The 14,175-nt window shown below is 60.3% G+C and carries 14 protein-coding genes and 1 pseudogene; 9 read left to right on the plus strand and 6 right to left on the minus strand.

Translation table 11 applies throughout. From position 1 onward, the window contains the following. The first annotated feature begins 34 nt into the window (after positions 1–34). Positions 35–502 (plus strand): tRNA (cytidine(34)-2'-O)-methyltransferase, encoded by a 468-nt coding sequence (locus Q7T36_RS15340; protein WP_304850736.1) that lies wholly within the window; start codon positions 35–37, stop codon positions 500–502. Positions 503–556: 54 nt separating this feature from the next. Here Q7T36_RS15340 and secB read toward each other — a convergent pair whose 3' ends face one another. The 4 genes from secB to rsgA all read right to left on the minus strand — a co-directional run bounded on the left by secB (position 557) and on the right by rsgA (position 2,838). Continuing rightward, a complete protein-coding gene (gene secB / locus Q7T36_RS15345; protein ID WP_304850564.1) occupies positions 557–1,021 on the minus strand; it encodes a protein-export chaperone SecB in 465 nt (154 codons plus the stop codon). Positions 1,022–1,049: 28 nt separating this feature from the next. Continuing rightward, positions 1,050–1,304, minus strand: a complete 255-nt coding sequence (grxC, locus tag Q7T36_RS15350) for a glutaredoxin 3 (RefSeq protein WP_304850566.1) — start codon at positions 1,302–1,304, stop codon at positions 1,050–1,052. Positions 1,305–1,365: 61 nt separating this feature from the next. Further along, positions 1,366–1,776 (minus strand): rhodanese-like domain-containing protein, encoded by a 411-nt coding sequence (locus tag Q7T36_RS15355; protein ID WP_304850568.1) that lies wholly within the window; start codon positions 1,774–1,776, stop codon positions 1,366–1,368. Positions 1,777–1,830: 54 nt separating this feature from the next. Beyond that, positions 1,831–2,838, minus strand: coding sequence for a small ribosomal subunit biogenesis GTPase RsgA (rsgA, locus tag Q7T36_RS15360; protein WP_304850571.1), 1,008 nt, complete (start codon positions 2,836–2,838; stop codon positions 1,831–1,833). Between the two features lie 42 nt (positions 2,839–2,880). On the opposite strand from rsgA, the gene orn reads away from it, so the two are divergent. Then, positions 2,881–3,432 (plus strand): oligoribonuclease, encoded by a 552-nt coding sequence (gene orn, locus Q7T36_RS15365; protein WP_304850574.1) that lies wholly within the window; start codon positions 2,881–2,883, stop codon positions 3,430–3,432. A 12-nt stretch (positions 3,433–3,444) separates the two neighbouring features. Next, complete coding sequence (locus Q7T36_RS15370) at positions 3,445–4,704, plus strand: dicarboxylate/amino acid:cation symporter (protein WP_304850577.1); 1,260 nt, start codon at positions 3,445–3,447, stop codon at positions 4,702–4,704. Here Q7T36_RS15370 and queG read toward each other — a convergent pair. Continuing rightward, the gene (queG, locus tag Q7T36_RS15375) at positions 4,701–5,765 is read right to left on the minus strand and encodes a tRNA epoxyqueuosine(34) reductase QueG (protein ID WP_304850580.1); all 1,065 of its coding nucleotides are present in this window, start codon (positions 5,763–5,765) and stop codon (positions 4,701–4,703) included. The two genes, Q7T36_RS15370 and queG, sit on opposite strands and share 4 nt — an antisense overlap. A 64-nt stretch (positions 5,766–5,829) precedes the next feature. Between queG and Q7T36_RS15380 the strand changes: the two genes are divergently transcribed. Genes Q7T36_RS15380 through mutL form a run of 4 tightly spaced genes read left to right on the plus strand, consistent with a single transcriptional unit; the run spans position 5,830 to position 11,595 of the window. Continuing rightward, positions 5,830–7,272 carry an NAD(P)H-hydrate dehydratase gene (locus Q7T36_RS15380; protein ID WP_304850583.1) on the plus strand — a complete coding sequence of 481 codons (1,443 nt, stop codon included), beginning with the start codon at positions 5,830–5,832 and terminating at the stop codon, positions 7,270–7,272. After that, complete coding sequence (gene tsaE, locus Q7T36_RS15385) at positions 7,269–7,730, plus strand: tRNA (adenosine(37)-N6)-threonylcarbamoyltransferase complex ATPase subunit type 1 TsaE (RefSeq protein ID WP_304850586.1); 462 nt, start codon at positions 7,269–7,271, stop codon at positions 7,728–7,730. The genes Q7T36_RS15380 and tsaE overlap by 4 nt, the downstream gene beginning before the upstream one ends. Continuing rightward, positions 7,727–9,736, plus strand: a complete 2,010-nt coding sequence (locus Q7T36_RS15390; RefSeq protein WP_304850590.1) for an N-acetylmuramoyl-L-alanine amidase — start codon at positions 7,727–7,729, stop codon at positions 9,734–9,736. The genes tsaE and Q7T36_RS15390 overlap by 4 nt, the downstream gene beginning before the upstream one ends. Continuing rightward, positions 9,733–11,595, plus strand: a complete 1,863-nt coding sequence (mutL, locus tag Q7T36_RS15395) for a DNA mismatch repair endonuclease MutL (protein WP_304850593.1) — start codon at positions 9,733–9,735, stop codon at positions 11,593–11,595. The genes Q7T36_RS15390 and mutL overlap by 4 nt, the downstream gene beginning before the upstream one ends. Before the next feature lie 29 nt (positions 11,596–11,624). Here the strand turns inward: mutL and Q7T36_RS15400 are convergent, their stop codons facing one another. After that, entirely contained in the window at positions 11,625–12,662 is a 1,038-nt protein-coding gene (locus Q7T36_RS15400) for a hypothetical protein (protein WP_304850596.1), read from the minus strand. Positions 12,663–12,848: 186 nt separating this feature from the next. Between Q7T36_RS15400 and miaA the strand changes: the two genes are divergently transcribed. Next, complete coding sequence (miaA, locus tag Q7T36_RS15405) at positions 12,849–13,811, plus strand: tRNA (adenosine(37)-N6)-dimethylallyltransferase MiaA (RefSeq protein WP_304850598.1); 963 nt, start codon at positions 12,849–12,851, stop codon at positions 13,809–13,811. 71 nt (positions 13,812–13,882) lie between these two features. Then, positions 13,883–14,173: pseudogene (gene hfq, locus Q7T36_RS15410) on the plus strand (RNA chaperone Hfq); the annotation flags it as partial. Positions 14,174–14,175: the final 2 nt, after the last annotated feature.

The following is a 14,175-nucleotide window of genomic DNA, read 5'->3' on the forward strand; positions in this document are numbered from 1 at the left end:
AAAAATGTTTTGTTTGCTGGAATATTGATCAATCATCATGCATGTCGTTCTCTTCGAGCCGGAAATTCCCGGCAATACCGGCAACATCATCCGTTTGTGCGCCAACACCGGTGCTGAGTTGCATTTGATAGAACCTCTGGGCTTTGAGCTGGAAGACAGCAAGCTGCGGCGCGCCGGGCTGGATTACCACGAGTGGGCGCGGGTGCGGGTTCATGCAGACTGGGAGGCCTTCCTGTCGTCGGTGCAACCGGACCGGGTTTTCGCGTTCACAACCAAGACCGTCAACAATTCCTTTGACGTGAGTTATCAGGGTAATGACGCCTTGTTGTTCGGGCCGGAAAGCCGGGGATTGCCTGCGGAGTTGCTGGCTAGCCTGCCACCGGAACAACGGGTGAAATTGCCCATGCATGCCGGGCGCAGCCTGAACCTGTCAAATGCGGTTGCGATAGCGGTGTACGAGGGGTGGCGGCAACAGGGGTTTGCGGGAGTGATTTGGGCGTAACGGCGGGAAGGGGTGAAACCTCCCTCTCCGCAGCCGGGAGAGGGAGTTGCAGGCTTATTGCAGCGGGGCGGCTACAGCGCCTTGCTGTTGTTGCTGGCGCTGGCTTTCGGCGAACAGGGCGTCGAAATTGACCGGGGCCAGCAGCAATTGCGGGAAGCTGCCGCGATTGGCGAGATCGGAAATGGCCTCACGCACATACGGGAACAGGATGTTGGGGCAATAGGCGCCCAGCAACTGCGACAGTTGCGGCTCAGCCACGCCTTGCACCATGAAGATGCCGGCTTGTTTCACTTCGGCCACAAAAGCAGTGGCGCCGGCGTTGGTGGCGGTGACGGTGACGGTCATGGTCACTTCGAAATGGTTGTCGCTGATACGCTGGGTTTCAGTGCCCAGGTTGACGTTCATTTCCGGCTTCCACTCGCCCAGGAAAACCTTGGAGCTGGGGACTTCGAAAGACAGATCCTTCACAAAAATGCGTTCAAGGGCAAACTGGCCGCCTTGGTTCTCTTGTTCACTCATGGTGGATTCCTTGATTGGAGTTATGGGTTTATTGGGCAAGAAGTGGATCTAGCGCGCCTTGCCGCTCCAGCGCGTAAAGCTCATCACAGCCGCCAATGGAGCGGTCATTGATGAAAATCTGGGGGACGGTGCGTTGCCGGGTCATTTCCACCAGCTTAATCCGCATCTCGTGGTCATTGCCGACATTGATTTCTTCATAGGCCACGCCCTTCTTTTGCAGCAGCATCTTGGCGCGCACGCAATAGGGGCAGATCGTGGTGGTGTAGATAACGACTTTGGCCATGAACTTCTCCGCACGCTCCGCGTCGGAATGACCGGAGCTTGAATAGGGAATTGGGGATGGCTTAGCGCTTTACAAGCGGCAGCGACAAACTTTTCCAGTTGGAAAGACCGCCTTCCAGCTTGTAGACGTTTTCGAGGCCCTTGGCCTTGAGTTGGCGGGCGGCGGAGCCGGCGACCTGGCCCAGATTGCAGACGATGATCAAGGCTTTGTCCTTGGGCAGTTCGCCCATTTGCTCGGCCAAACGGGCATAGGGAATGTTCTTGCTGCCGGTAATGTGTCCCTGGCGGAACTCGGCGGGGTCACGCACGTCCACCACCACGGCTTCGTGGTTATTGACCATGGTAGACAATCCCTGCGGGCTGATCGAACGGCCGCCGCGCAGCACTTCGACCACAATGTAGGCGATCAGCAGGCTGAGGAAACCTCCGACCAGGAGGGCGTTGTTGATTGCAAACTCGAAAAACCTGGACATGAAAAAAACCACCGGAAAGGACGGCGCGAGTATAACCCGCAGCCGTCGGCGGCTCTACTGGCTTTTACTTTCCACCATCAGCCGGTGCAGGCTTTCCAGCCGCCGGGGCAGGATCAGTCCGTTCTCGGCCGCCAGGCGGACGGCGCAGCCCGGTTCGGTGACATGGCGGCAGTTGCGGAAGCGGCAGCCGCCATAAAACGGCCGCATTTCGGCAAAGCCCTGACGGATGCTTTCTTCATCCAGATGCCATAACCCGAATTCACGGATGCCGGGCGAATCAATCAGCTTTCCGCCGCCCGGAAGATGGAACAAGCGGGAAGTGGTGGTGGTGTGCTGGCCCAGGCCGGAGTTGTCGGAAATGATGTTGACGCGCTGTTCAGCGTCCGGCAGCAGGGCGTTGACCAGCGAACTCTTGCCGACGCCGGACTGGCCCACCAGCACCACGGTCTGGCCGCGTATTTCCGGACTGAGGGCGCTAAGGTCGCCTTGGGCGCAAACCTCGATATGGCCGTAACCCAGCGTGGCGTATTCGGCAAGGCGGTCGCGCAATTCCACGGCTTCAACACCCTGCATCAGATCGCTCTTGTTGAGTACGATCAGCACCGGGATTTCGGAGTTTTCGCAGGCGACAATGTAGCGGTCAATCAGCCAGGCCGAAGGCGCGGGCAGGGGGGCAATCACCAGCAGGATACGGTCGACGTTGGCCGCCACCGGCTTGATGCGCTGGTAGGGGTCTGGCCGCGACAGCAGCGAACGGCGGGGCAGCAGCGCCGTGACCACGCCGACCCGGTTGGTGGAATCGGCCTGCCATACCACATGGTCGCCGGTCACCAGTGCATCCAGGTTGCTGCGGATGTGGCAACGCCACACTTCCCCGGCATGCGCGCCTTCAATGCCCTCCACCTCAATGCGGCTGCCATAGCGGGCAATCACCAAACCGGTGCCGGGCGGGCTGAGGTGGCTGTCGTCCCCGGAGCTTTCGTCACGCGAGCGGGTGATGCGTTTTTCCTGCAATTGCCGGATTCGCTGGGTCTGCTGCTGGCTTAGATGGCGTTTGCTCATGTATAGTGCAGAGTATTCAGGAACTTAAGGTGGATGTGTGCGATGGCCATTGATAAAGAAACCAATTTGATCTGGATTGACCTGGAAATGACCGGGTTGAACCCGGACACCGATCGTATCATTGAAATGGCTGTGATTGTTACTGACGTTAACCTGAATGTGCTGGCAGAAGCGCCGGTCATCGCCGTTCACCAGAAAGATATCGTGCTGAACGCCATGGACGAGTGGAATACCCGTCAACATGGCCAGTCCGGTCTTGTGGAACGAGTGCGCCGCAGCCGTATCTCCGAGGCTGACGCCGAAGCGACGATGCTGGAATTCCTGTCGCGCTTTGTCGATCCCCGCAAATCGCCCATGTGCGGCAACACCATCTGCCAGGATCGCCGTTTCCTGTACCGCACCATGCCGAAGCTGGAAGCCTTCTTCCATTATCGCAATCTGGATGTGAGCACGTTGAAGGAGTTGGCCCGCCGCTGGCGTCCCGAGATCATGGAAGGCCTGACCAAGCGCAGCTCGCACCAGGCGCTGGAAGATATCCGTGACTCCATTGATGAAATGCGTTACTACCGGGAATACTTCATTCGCCTGAGTTAAGGAGCCGGGGACATGACGGCGGACACCGTGAAACGATTCGCCTTGTCCCTTAACGCCCGCATCTTTCTGGGGGCGGCGCTGGGCATCCTGCTGGGGCTGTGGTTCCGCCATGCCGGCGCAAGCTCTGACTTCACGGTCAAGGGCCTGTATGTCAGCGGTCTGGTCAGCGGCGTCTTCATTGACCTGCTGAAAATGGTGCTGGTGCCGCTGGTATTCAGCTCCATTGCCTTGGGGGTCGCCAATTTGCGCGCCCACCATCGTATCGGTCGGGTGTGGAAGCTGACCCTCGGCTTCATGGCTACGACTACAACCATCGCCGTGCTCACCGGCCTCACCGCCGCCAACATCTTTCATCCCGGCCAGGGCCTGCAGCTGTCGCTGTTCCAGGACGCCCTGTCCAACTTTGAAGCCGCTTCCCTGACCCCTGCCGAATTTTTCGGCAAGCTGTTGCATGGCATATTTGTCAATCCGGTGGCGGCCATGGCGCAACCGAACATTCTGGCGGTGGTGGTGTTTGCCTTGTTTGTCGGGGTGGCGGTGGTGCAGGCGCAGGAGCGTTATCCTTCGCTGTTGAAGCTGCTGGATGAGTTGTTCCAGCTGTGCATGCACATGGTCGGCTGGATCATGCATCTGGCACCTTTGGGCATTCTGGCGCTGATGGCGAAGCTGGTGGCGGTGGACAGCCTGGCCTTGCTGGACAGCCTGTTGCTGTTTGTGGCGGTGATTGTGGGCACCACCTTGCTGCACGGCGCGGTGACCCTGCCGGCGTTGCTGTGGGTGTTGACCCGGATTTCGCCGTTGCGCTTTTTCCGGGGGGCGCGTCCTGCCTTGCTGACGGCGTTTGCCACCTGTTCCAGCAATGCCACGATTCCGGTGACGATGCGTTGTCTGGAAACGGATTTACCGGTGCGGCGGGAAATTTCAGGCTTTGTGGTACCGTTGGGGGCCACCATCAATATGGACGGCACGGCGCTGTATGAAGCGGCGGCGGCGCTGTTTGTGGCGAATCTGGCGGGTATTTCACTGGGGCTGGACCAGCAGTTGGTGGTGTGCCTGATGGCGATGCTGGCCTCGATTGGCGCGCCCGGTATTCCCAGCGCCGGGATGGTGACGATGGTGATGGTGCTGCAGTCGGTGGGTTTGCCGGCGGAGGCGGTGGCGATCCTGATTCCGATTGACCGCATTCTGGATACCGTGCGGACGGCGGTGAATGTGGAAGGGGATTTGATTACCAGCCTGGTGGTGGACCGGTGGGCGGGCAAGGGAGGTTAAGCCCCATGCCTCCCCAACGCCCACACCACATGCTCCCTCACCACTTCCGATTCATGCCCGCGCCGCGCTTCCAGCGCCGATACCGCTTCAGCTGAAGCTGGCGCATTTCCTAACCCCACCGCCACATTCCTCAGAAAACTATCATACCCCGTCCGCCGCAGCGGCGAACCCTCAGTCTTGCGCAGGAATTCCGCCTCCGTCCACGCCATCAGTTCCCACAGTTTCGCGGCTTCCAAACCATGCCGGGGCCGGAAATCCGCCTCTGCCGACAGCTTGGCATAGCGGTTCCACGGACAAACCAGCTGGCAATCATCGCACCCGAATATCCGGTTGCCGATCAACGGCCGCAACTCCGGCGGAATGCTGCCGCTGTATTCAATGGTGAGGTAGGAAATGCAGCGCCGGGCATCCAGCTCATAAGGCCCGGTAAAAGCCTGCGTCGGGCAGATATCCAGGCAGGCGGTGCAGGAGCCGCAATGAGCCGAAACCGGGGCATCCGGCGGCAGCGCCAGCGTCGTGAACAATTCACCCAGAAAGAAAAAGGAACCGCCTTCCCGGTTCATCAGCATCGTATTCTTGCCAATCCAGCCCAGCCCGGCCTGTTGCGCCACCGCCCGTTCCAGCACCGGCCCGGAGTCGACAAACACCCGGTGCCCCGAGTCCGCCACCTGCGCCTGAATACGGTCCGCCAGTTGCTGCAAGCGCTTGCGCAGGGTCTTGTGATAGTCCCGGCCACGGGCATAACGCGACACCACGCCGGTTTCCGGTTCATGCGGCACATGGCGCCGGGGCGGTGGCTCCACGAGATAGTCAAAGCGCACACTGATGATGCTTTGCACGCCTTCCACCAGCAGTTCCGGCCGCCAGCGTTTTTCGCCATGGGTGGCCATCCAGGCCATGTCGCCGTGAAAACCGCGATCCAGCCAGTGTTGCAAATGTCGTCCATGATCCTGCAAATCCAGTCCGCTGATGCCCAGTTGCTGAAATCCCAATTCCAACCCCCATTGGCGAATTTGTGCGGCCAGCGCGGCGGGGTCGTAATGGACCGGGATTTTTTCCATGGCAGGCTCGGGGAAGGTAAAAGCATGATTATAATCAGCCTATAACGAGAATGAGGCGACCGGCATGGAAAAACGGATTTATAGCACCCAGCAAATCCGTCAGATCGAAAACACGGCCTTTGCCGGCGGCGTGGTTTCTGAATCCTTGATGGAACGCGCCGGGGCGGCGGTTTTTGCCGAATTGCGCCTGCAATTCCCGGATGCCGCCAGCATGGTAGTGTTGTGCGGTACCGGTAACAACGGCGGTGACGGCTATGTCATTGCCCGTCACGCCCGCGAGGCCGGAATCCGCGTCATGGTGATCCAGTCCGGCCCGCCCAAAACCCCGGATGCCAAGACCATGGCCGACCGGGCCCAAGCGTCGGGTGTTTCGTTTTCCGCGTGGATGGGGCAGTTGCCCGAAGCGGATGTTTATGTAGACGCGCTGCTGGGCATCGGCCTGACCTCCGCGGTCAAGGGTGAGCTGGCCGAGATGATTGCGGCGCTTAACCAGAACTGCCAGGTGGTCGCTGTGGACGTCCCGTCCGGCATTGATGCCGATACCGGCGCGGTCCGGGGTGTCGCGGTGTGCGCTGCGTTGACCGTAACGTTCATTGGCTACAAGTTGGGCCTGTTGACCGGGGAAGGGGCCAGCTTTACCGGCAAGCTGGTGTTGAAGCCATTACGCCTGCCTGCGGATTGCTATCCTGACATGGGGGTGGCGGATTATCTGACGGAAGCTGCTCTTCACTTTCCGCAACGGCAGCGCAACAGCCATAAGGGCAACTTCGGGCATGTGCTGATCATCGGCGGTGACGAAGGCATGGGCGGTTCGGTGATGATGACCGCCGAGGCCGCCCTGCGCAGCGGCGCCGGACGGGTGACGTTGCTGACGCATCCCGATCATGTCACGGCGCTGTTGGCGCGCTGTCCGGAAGTCATGGTGCGCGGGGTGGACGAACAGACACCCATTGACCGTTATCTCGACAGCGCCAGCGTGGTGGTGATCGGCCCCGGCTTGGGCCGTCGGCCGTGGGGGCAGCGTTTGTGGCCGCTAGTGCAGAATTCACTGCATCCGCTGGTGGTGGATGCCGATGCCCTGTACTGGATGGCGCAAGCGGGCCTGAAAAAGGACAACTGGATTTTGACACCGCACCCCGGCGAGGCGGCCATGATTCTGGATGCCACCATTTCCGAGGTGCAGGAAAACCGTCAGAATGCCGCGCGCATGCTGCTGCAGCGTTATGGCGGCCTGAGTGTGCTGAAGGGGGCGGGCTCCCTGATCATCAGCAGCCACGGTTTGTCATTGTGTCCGGCGGGCAACCCCGGTATGGCGACGGCCGGGATGGGGGATGTGCTGGCCGGGGTGATTGGCGGGCTGGCCGCCCAGTTTGGCGCCACGCACCGGACCTTGTGCCAAGCCGTGCTGGTGCATGCCGTGGCGGGTGACCGCGCGGCCGCTCAGGGTCAGCGCGGGCTGCTGGCCACCGATTTGTTGCCGCACATACGGGAGTTGGTGAATCAATGAAATCCTGGCAGACGATCATTGCGGACGAGGAGGGCATGGAGGAGGCCGGCCGACAATTGGGGCTGGCCTTGCCACAGGGCGGCGTGGTGTTCCTGGAAGGGACGCTGGGCGCAGGCAAGACCACCTTCTCCCGGGGTTTCATCCGCGGGCTGGGACATACCGGTACGGTGAAAAGCCCGACCTATACCCTGGTGGAGCCTTATGAACTGGCGGATATTGCGATATACCACTTTGACCTTTACCGGCTGCGCGATCCGGAAGAGCTGGAACTGATGGGTGTCCGCGATTATTTCACCCCGTCAGCGCGGGTGCTGGTGGAATGGCCCGAGAAGGGTCAGGGGCTGCTGCCTGAGCCCGATATTCACCTAACTATTACTGTCGTTCCGCAAGGGCGTCATCTAGAATTCACTGCTTTATCCAATCGGGGACAGGCCGCTCTGGCCAGACTGTCGGCATGAGAATTTCCAGACTGCTTCCTCCGTTGTTGCTGGGCCTGTGTACGCTTCAGGCCATGGCGGCGACCATTACCGGCGTGCGTTCCTGGCGGGCTCCGGACAACACCCGGATTGTGCTCGATCTCTCGGAACCCGTGCGTTACAGCCTGGTCAGCCAGGATGACCGGCAGGTGGTGGTTGAGCTGGACAATGCCGAATTGGCCGTGGCCGCACCCTTGCTGCCGTCGCATGTCGGGCTGGTGCATGAAATCCTGTTCCAGCCTGCCGGGAACAAGAAGCGGCTGGTGATCAACCTCAGCGGCAGTGTGCGGCCGCAGGTGTTCGTGCTGCCGGCCAATGAAAAGTACGGCCCGCGTTTGGTGATTGATCTTTTCGACAAGCAAACGATGGAACCGGTAGTGACCGTTGAAGAGCCGGTTGTCGACGATGGCGGTCCCAACCGGGGCAGACCGGTCGTTATTGTCATTGACCCCGGGCACGGTGGTGAGGATCCCGGCGCGGTTGGCGGCAGCGGCAATTACGAAAAGCACGTAACGCTTGCCATTGCCCGCAAACTGGCCGAGCAGTTCCGCAAGCACCCCGGTTTTCGCGCCCACCTGACCCGTGACGGTGATTACTTCATCCCGTTGCAGGAACGTCGCAAGATTGCCCGCAACCGGCACAAGGCCGACATCTTCATCAGTATTCATGCCGATTCCGCACCGTCGCCGCTGGCGCGCGGGGCGTCCGTATTTGCCTTGTCGCGCAAGGGGGCGAATACCGCGACATCTCGCTTTGCGGCGGCGCTGGCCGACAAGGAAAACAAGGCCGACCAGGTGGGCGGCGTCTACATGCCCGATAACGGCGGCAGCATGCTGGCCTCGGTGCTGGCGGACATGGTGGTCGAGGGTTCGCTCTCGCACAGCCTGCAAATGGGCAGTTCCATCCTGGGGCATCTGGATAACCTGGGGCGTCTGCACAGCCGGCACGTGGAACAGGCCGGTTTTGCCGTGCTGAAAGAACCGGGCATGATTTCGGTGCTGGTGGAAACCGGGTTCATTTCCAACCCGGACGAGGAACGCAAGCTGATCAGTTCAGACCATCAACAGGACGTGGCCCGCAGCGTCTATTCCGGGGTGAAGGCCTATCTGGAAAAATCACCCTTGTCAGGGTCCTATTTTGCGTGGAATCGCGAGGGGCGTTCACGCAAGAACCGCAAGGCAGCGCTGGAGTCGGTAGCGAACACCAAACCGGTTTTTGAGAAGCCTTCTGCGGAATCCATGATAGAAAAGCCGGTGGTGCGTGAGACACCCAAACCGGTGGAGGCTGTGAAGCCGGAAACCCTCGTGGTCGCCAAAGCGGAAGATCCGGCCAAACTGATGGGACAGGGCCTTACACCGCAGTTGCCCTCCGCGACGCCCATCAAACCCTTGCCCAAAGCCAGCCTGCCCATGTCGCTGGAAGACTTTGCCGGTGGTGCGCCTGCCGATAAACCGCCTGCGAAGGTATCGGAGCCAAAAAATCCGGTGGCCAACACACCCCCGGCCAAGACGAAAGCCAAAACGGTGGAGCCGGTGGTTTCCCCTAAGGCTGAAGTAAAAGCCAAGGACAAACCCCTGAAAGCTTCAAAGCCCCGGATGCATACCGTGGTGACTGGCGACAGCCTGTCCGCCATTGCGGAACAAAATGGCGTTAGTCTGGATGAATTGAAAGCCTGGAACGGCTTGAAGGCGGATACCGCCATGCTGGGCGCGCGCTTGCGGCTGACGGCTCCGGAGTCGCCGGTTGAAAAAAACCAGGCCAAGCCGGGCAGCAAGACACTGTCGGCAGACAAGGCAGACAAGGCAGACAAGAAGCCTGCCGTCGAAAAGCCGGTAAAACCGCCAACAACCCATACCGTCAAGGTTGGTGACAGCCTGTCCTCCATCGCCGTCCGCTACGGTGTCAGCGAGAAAGCCCTGCGTGACGCCAACAAACTGAAGAATGACAACGTCATGCTCGGCAAGGCCCTGAAGGTTCCGGCGCCATGACCCCCCGCATCCATTTGCTGGACACCCGGCTGGCCAACCAGATTGCCGCCGGGGAAGTGGTGGAGCGCCCGGCCTCGGTGATCAAGGAGTTGCTGGAAAATGCCCTGGACGCCGGCGCCACCCAGATTGACATTCAGGTGGAAGAAGGCGGCACCCGCCTGATCCAGATCCGGGATAACGGCGGCGGCATTGATCGCGAAGACCTGCCGCTGGCGCTGGCCCGTCACGCCACCAGCAAGATACTGACGCTGGACGACCTCGATGCCGTTGCTACTTTAGGCTTTCGGGGGGAGGCGCTGGCCTCCATCGCCTCGGTTTCGCGCCTGACCCTGACCTCCAGCACCGATGAAAGCGGTATCGGCTGGAGCGTGCATACCGAAGGCCGTGACATGGAGCCGGTGCTGACGGCGGCCAGCCATCCGCGCGGCACCACGGTCACGGTACGGGATCTGTTCTTCAATACCCCCGCCCGCCGCAAGTTCCTGCGCACGGTCAATACCGAACTGGGCCATCTGGAAGAGGTGGTGCGACGCCTGTGCCTGTTCAACTTCGGTGTCGGTTTCCGCCTCACCCATAACGGTACCCTGCGCTGGCAGTTCCGGGCCGCACCTGATGAGGCGGAACAACGCCGTCGCATCAGTACCTTATGTGGTCAGACCTTCATGGACGCCGCGACACCGTTGCTGGTGGAAACCCACGGCCTCAGTCTGGGGGGGTGGCTGGGCAGCCCGTCCATGGCGCGTGGTCAGGCGGACATGCAGTATTTCTACGTTAACGGCCGCGTGGTGCGGGACAAGGTGGTCAGTCACGCTATCCGCAGTGCGTACAGCGACGTGCTGGCGCATGGACGGCATCCGGCCTATGTGTTTTTTTTTGAACTGGAACCTTCAGCTGTGGACGTCAACGTCCATCCCACCAAGCATGAAGTGCGTTTCCGGGACCAGCGTGTGGTGCATGAGTTCCTGGCGCGCACCATTCATCGCGCCTTGGCCGGGCTGAAGACCGTGGCGCTGGCGTCGGCCGAGGAAACCGTTAACCTGCCCGAAACCGCAGCGACATTGCGCGAGCAGTCGGCCCTGTCCTTACCGCAGTCTCCCGGTCCGGGGGTGAGTGAAACGGTTGGCGCGTGGGGCCGCAGCACGCCCGCGCATCAACCCATGCCCACGGACTTGCGTGACCGGCTGGCGGATTATCTGTCGCCGCTGCGTGATTCACTGCCGGAGGAACAAGTGGCTCGAACGTCTCCGGTGATGCTGACGGAGTCGTTACCGGGCATGCCGCCGCTGGGTTATGCGCTGGCACAGTTGCATGGAATTTACATCCTGGCGCAGAACGCCCAAGGGCTGGTGATTGTGGACATGCACGCCGCGCACGAGCGGCTGGTCTATGAGCGCCTGAAAACCGCGTGGGAAAACGGACGCCTGGCGTCACAACCCTTGCTGATTCCGCAAACCGTGGCGCTGTCTGAAACGGAGGCTGAACTGGCGGAGCAGGGGCGTGACTGGTTCCTGAAACTGGGCTTTGAGGTCGACCGGCTGGGCGAGGAGTCGCTGGCGGTGCGCGCCATTCCCGCGTTGCTGCCCAAGGCCGATATCACGGCGCTGATCCGCGATGTGGTGGCCGACCTGCGTGAGCATGGACAGTCCAGCCGCGTGGAAGAAGCCATCAATGAGTTGTTTGGCACCATGGCCTGTCACGGCGCGGTGCGCGCCAACCGGGCGCTGACCTTGCCGGAAATGAACATGTTGTTGCGGGATATGGAGGCGACGGAGTTCAGCAGCCAGTGCAATCACGGGCGGCCCACCTGGCGGCAAATGTCGCTGGCGGAGCTGGACAAGCTGTTCTGGCGGGGGAGATAGGGACGCTTCCTTGCGTCCCGGACTGCGGCTTACTTGACGGTGTCGAGAATGTCATTGTACTGGTTGATGTTAACGTTCGATTTCGGTTCATCCCAGAACACGCTGAAATCGCGGGTCGGGGCGCGATGGCCCTCGTAACGCATCCAGTAGCGGTCGGCAATCTGGCGGATCTGGATCGAAGCCATCTGGTCCATAAGGCGGAACTTCGGGCTCAGGGCATCAGCCGGGATGGCTTCATAACGCTTCAGGGCATCACGCAGCAGGTCCTGACGGTCCTTGCCGGCGGCCATGGCGGCATAAACGGCATGCGTCAGACGTACACCGGTAGACAGCCCGACATCGGTTGAGTTCTGCAGTTCTTCCCAGGCCTTGGCTTCGGCGGCGGCATTTTCCGGCAGCACGGTGATCATGGCGGCGCTGACGGCTTTTGGTACGCCCCACCATTTTTCATTGTCCAGGCACTTGACGCTGCGGGCAACCTTGGCCGGGATGGCCATATCGACATCAATCAGGCGTCCGGATGCGATGTCGTTCTGCAGCGCTTGCAAAGCGGCGGTGGCCCCGACCAGCATACCCTGTTGTTCAAAATCGCTCTTGAAGGCCGGGCACTTTTCATCGCCGATTTCATAATTGTGATTCTTGCGGAAATAGGCTGCCATGTGATTGTACGACTTGATCTGGCGCAAACCGGCATCACGGTTCAGCAGTTGCTGGGCAATCCGGGCATCCTTGGCGACATTGATCCAGCCCTGTCTTTCGGCCTGTGTCGACCACAGCTCCTTCTCCACCGCATCATGTTCGGTGCAAATAGCCGCACCGGCATAGCTAACTGAAATCAGCAGGTCGGAATCGACATTGAAGTCATTGAAACCCACCAGCAGCGGTACGAAGCTTTCATTGGAGTGACAGATCATGCTGATGTCATCCAGTTGCAGGGCAGCGGGCAAGACGTGATCAACCGAGAATTTGTTGATGTTGTTACCGATGGCGCGGTTCAGGGAACAACCGCTGCCCAGCAGGGTGACGGCCGCCAGCAGGGCTACCTTGAAAACTCCGGTTTTGTTCATATAGTTATTTCCTGGGGAACGAATGCGCAAAATATTTTTGAATGTAACAAGAGTTGCCAATGACTACAATCTGTTTGCCGTCAGGATGTGACCGGTTTCCCGCCTTTATTTAAGCCGCATGCGGCATGGGCTTCTGCCGTCGGCCGTTCTACAATTCCATCCTACTTTTACTCGCTTGAGCCAGGCATGACTTCGATGTACCCCCCCGCCGTATTCCTGATGGGGCCGACCGCCAGCGGCAAGACCGACCTGGCCATCCATCTGGCGGAAACCGGACGCTTTGAGCTGATTTCGGTGGATTCCGGCATGATCTACCGGGGCATGGATATCGGCACCGCCAAGCCCGTGGCGGAGGAACTGGCTCGCGCCCCGCACCGCCTGATCGACCTGATTGATCCGGTTGACGCCTACTCTGCCGCCGACTTCCGGAGGGATGCGATGCAGGCGATGCAGGAAATCCATGACAACGGCCGCATCCCCTTGCTGGTGGGTGGCACCATGCTGTATTTCCGCATCCTTAAGCAGGGCTTGGCCGACATGCCCGAGGCCGACGAAGCCGTCCGCGCCGGTATTCTGGCCGACGCCCTGAAAGCCGGTTGGCCATCCATTCACGCCAGGCTGGCCGAAGTGGACCCGGTGACGGCGGCGCGACTGAGTCCGGGTGATTCGCAGCGATTGCAGCGGGCGCTGGAGGTCTGGCTGGTGACGGGTAAGCCGATGTCGCAATGGCATGCCGAACAACAACCGGACTCCTTGCCCTGGAACGTGCTGGAGCTGGCCTTGCTGCCGGATGACCGCGCGGTGCTCCATCAACGCATCGAACACAGGTTCGACCTGATGCTGCAGGCGGGATTTATCGAGGAGGTGGAAGCCCTGCGCGCCAGGGGCGATTTGTCCCTCGACCTGCCTTCCATGCGTTCGGTCGGCTACCGGCAGATCTGGGAGTATCTGGACGGGAGGACGGATCGTGAGGAAATGCGGTACCGGGGCATCGTCGCCACCCGGCAACTGGCCAAGCGCCAGCACACCTGGCTGCGCGGATTCAGCGATGCCGTTCACTTTTTGACGACAGAATCCCCGTCGATTGTCCGACAAAAAGCCTTGCAAAAAATCGAGAATCACCTCAAATTAATCCATGGCTCGGGCTGAGTTGGCCCGGCTTTTTTGCGCTGATAAAATACCTTTTATTATGTCCGTCACTTGGCGGAGGAGAAAACATCATGTCGAAAGGGCAAACCTTACAAGACCCGTTCCTGAACGCACTCCGCAAGGAGCGTATTCCGGTTTCCATTTTTCTGGTCAACGGCATCAAGCTGCAAGGCCAGATTGAATCTTTCGACCAGTATGTGGTGTTGCTGAAGAACACGGTCAGCCAGATGGTGTACAAGCATGCCATCTCTACGGTCGTGCCGTCGCGCAATCCGCGCCCCATCGGCGCTCCGGCAGGCGCACCTATCGGCCCCATGTCCAGCGGCACCATGGGTGGCGGTTACCAGTCACCTTATGATGGTGA

The sequence above is a fragment of the Fluviicoccus sp. genome (assembly GCF_030646115.1).
Lineage (GTDB): Bacteria > Pseudomonadota > Gammaproteobacteria > Pseudomonadales > Moraxellaceae > Fluviicoccus.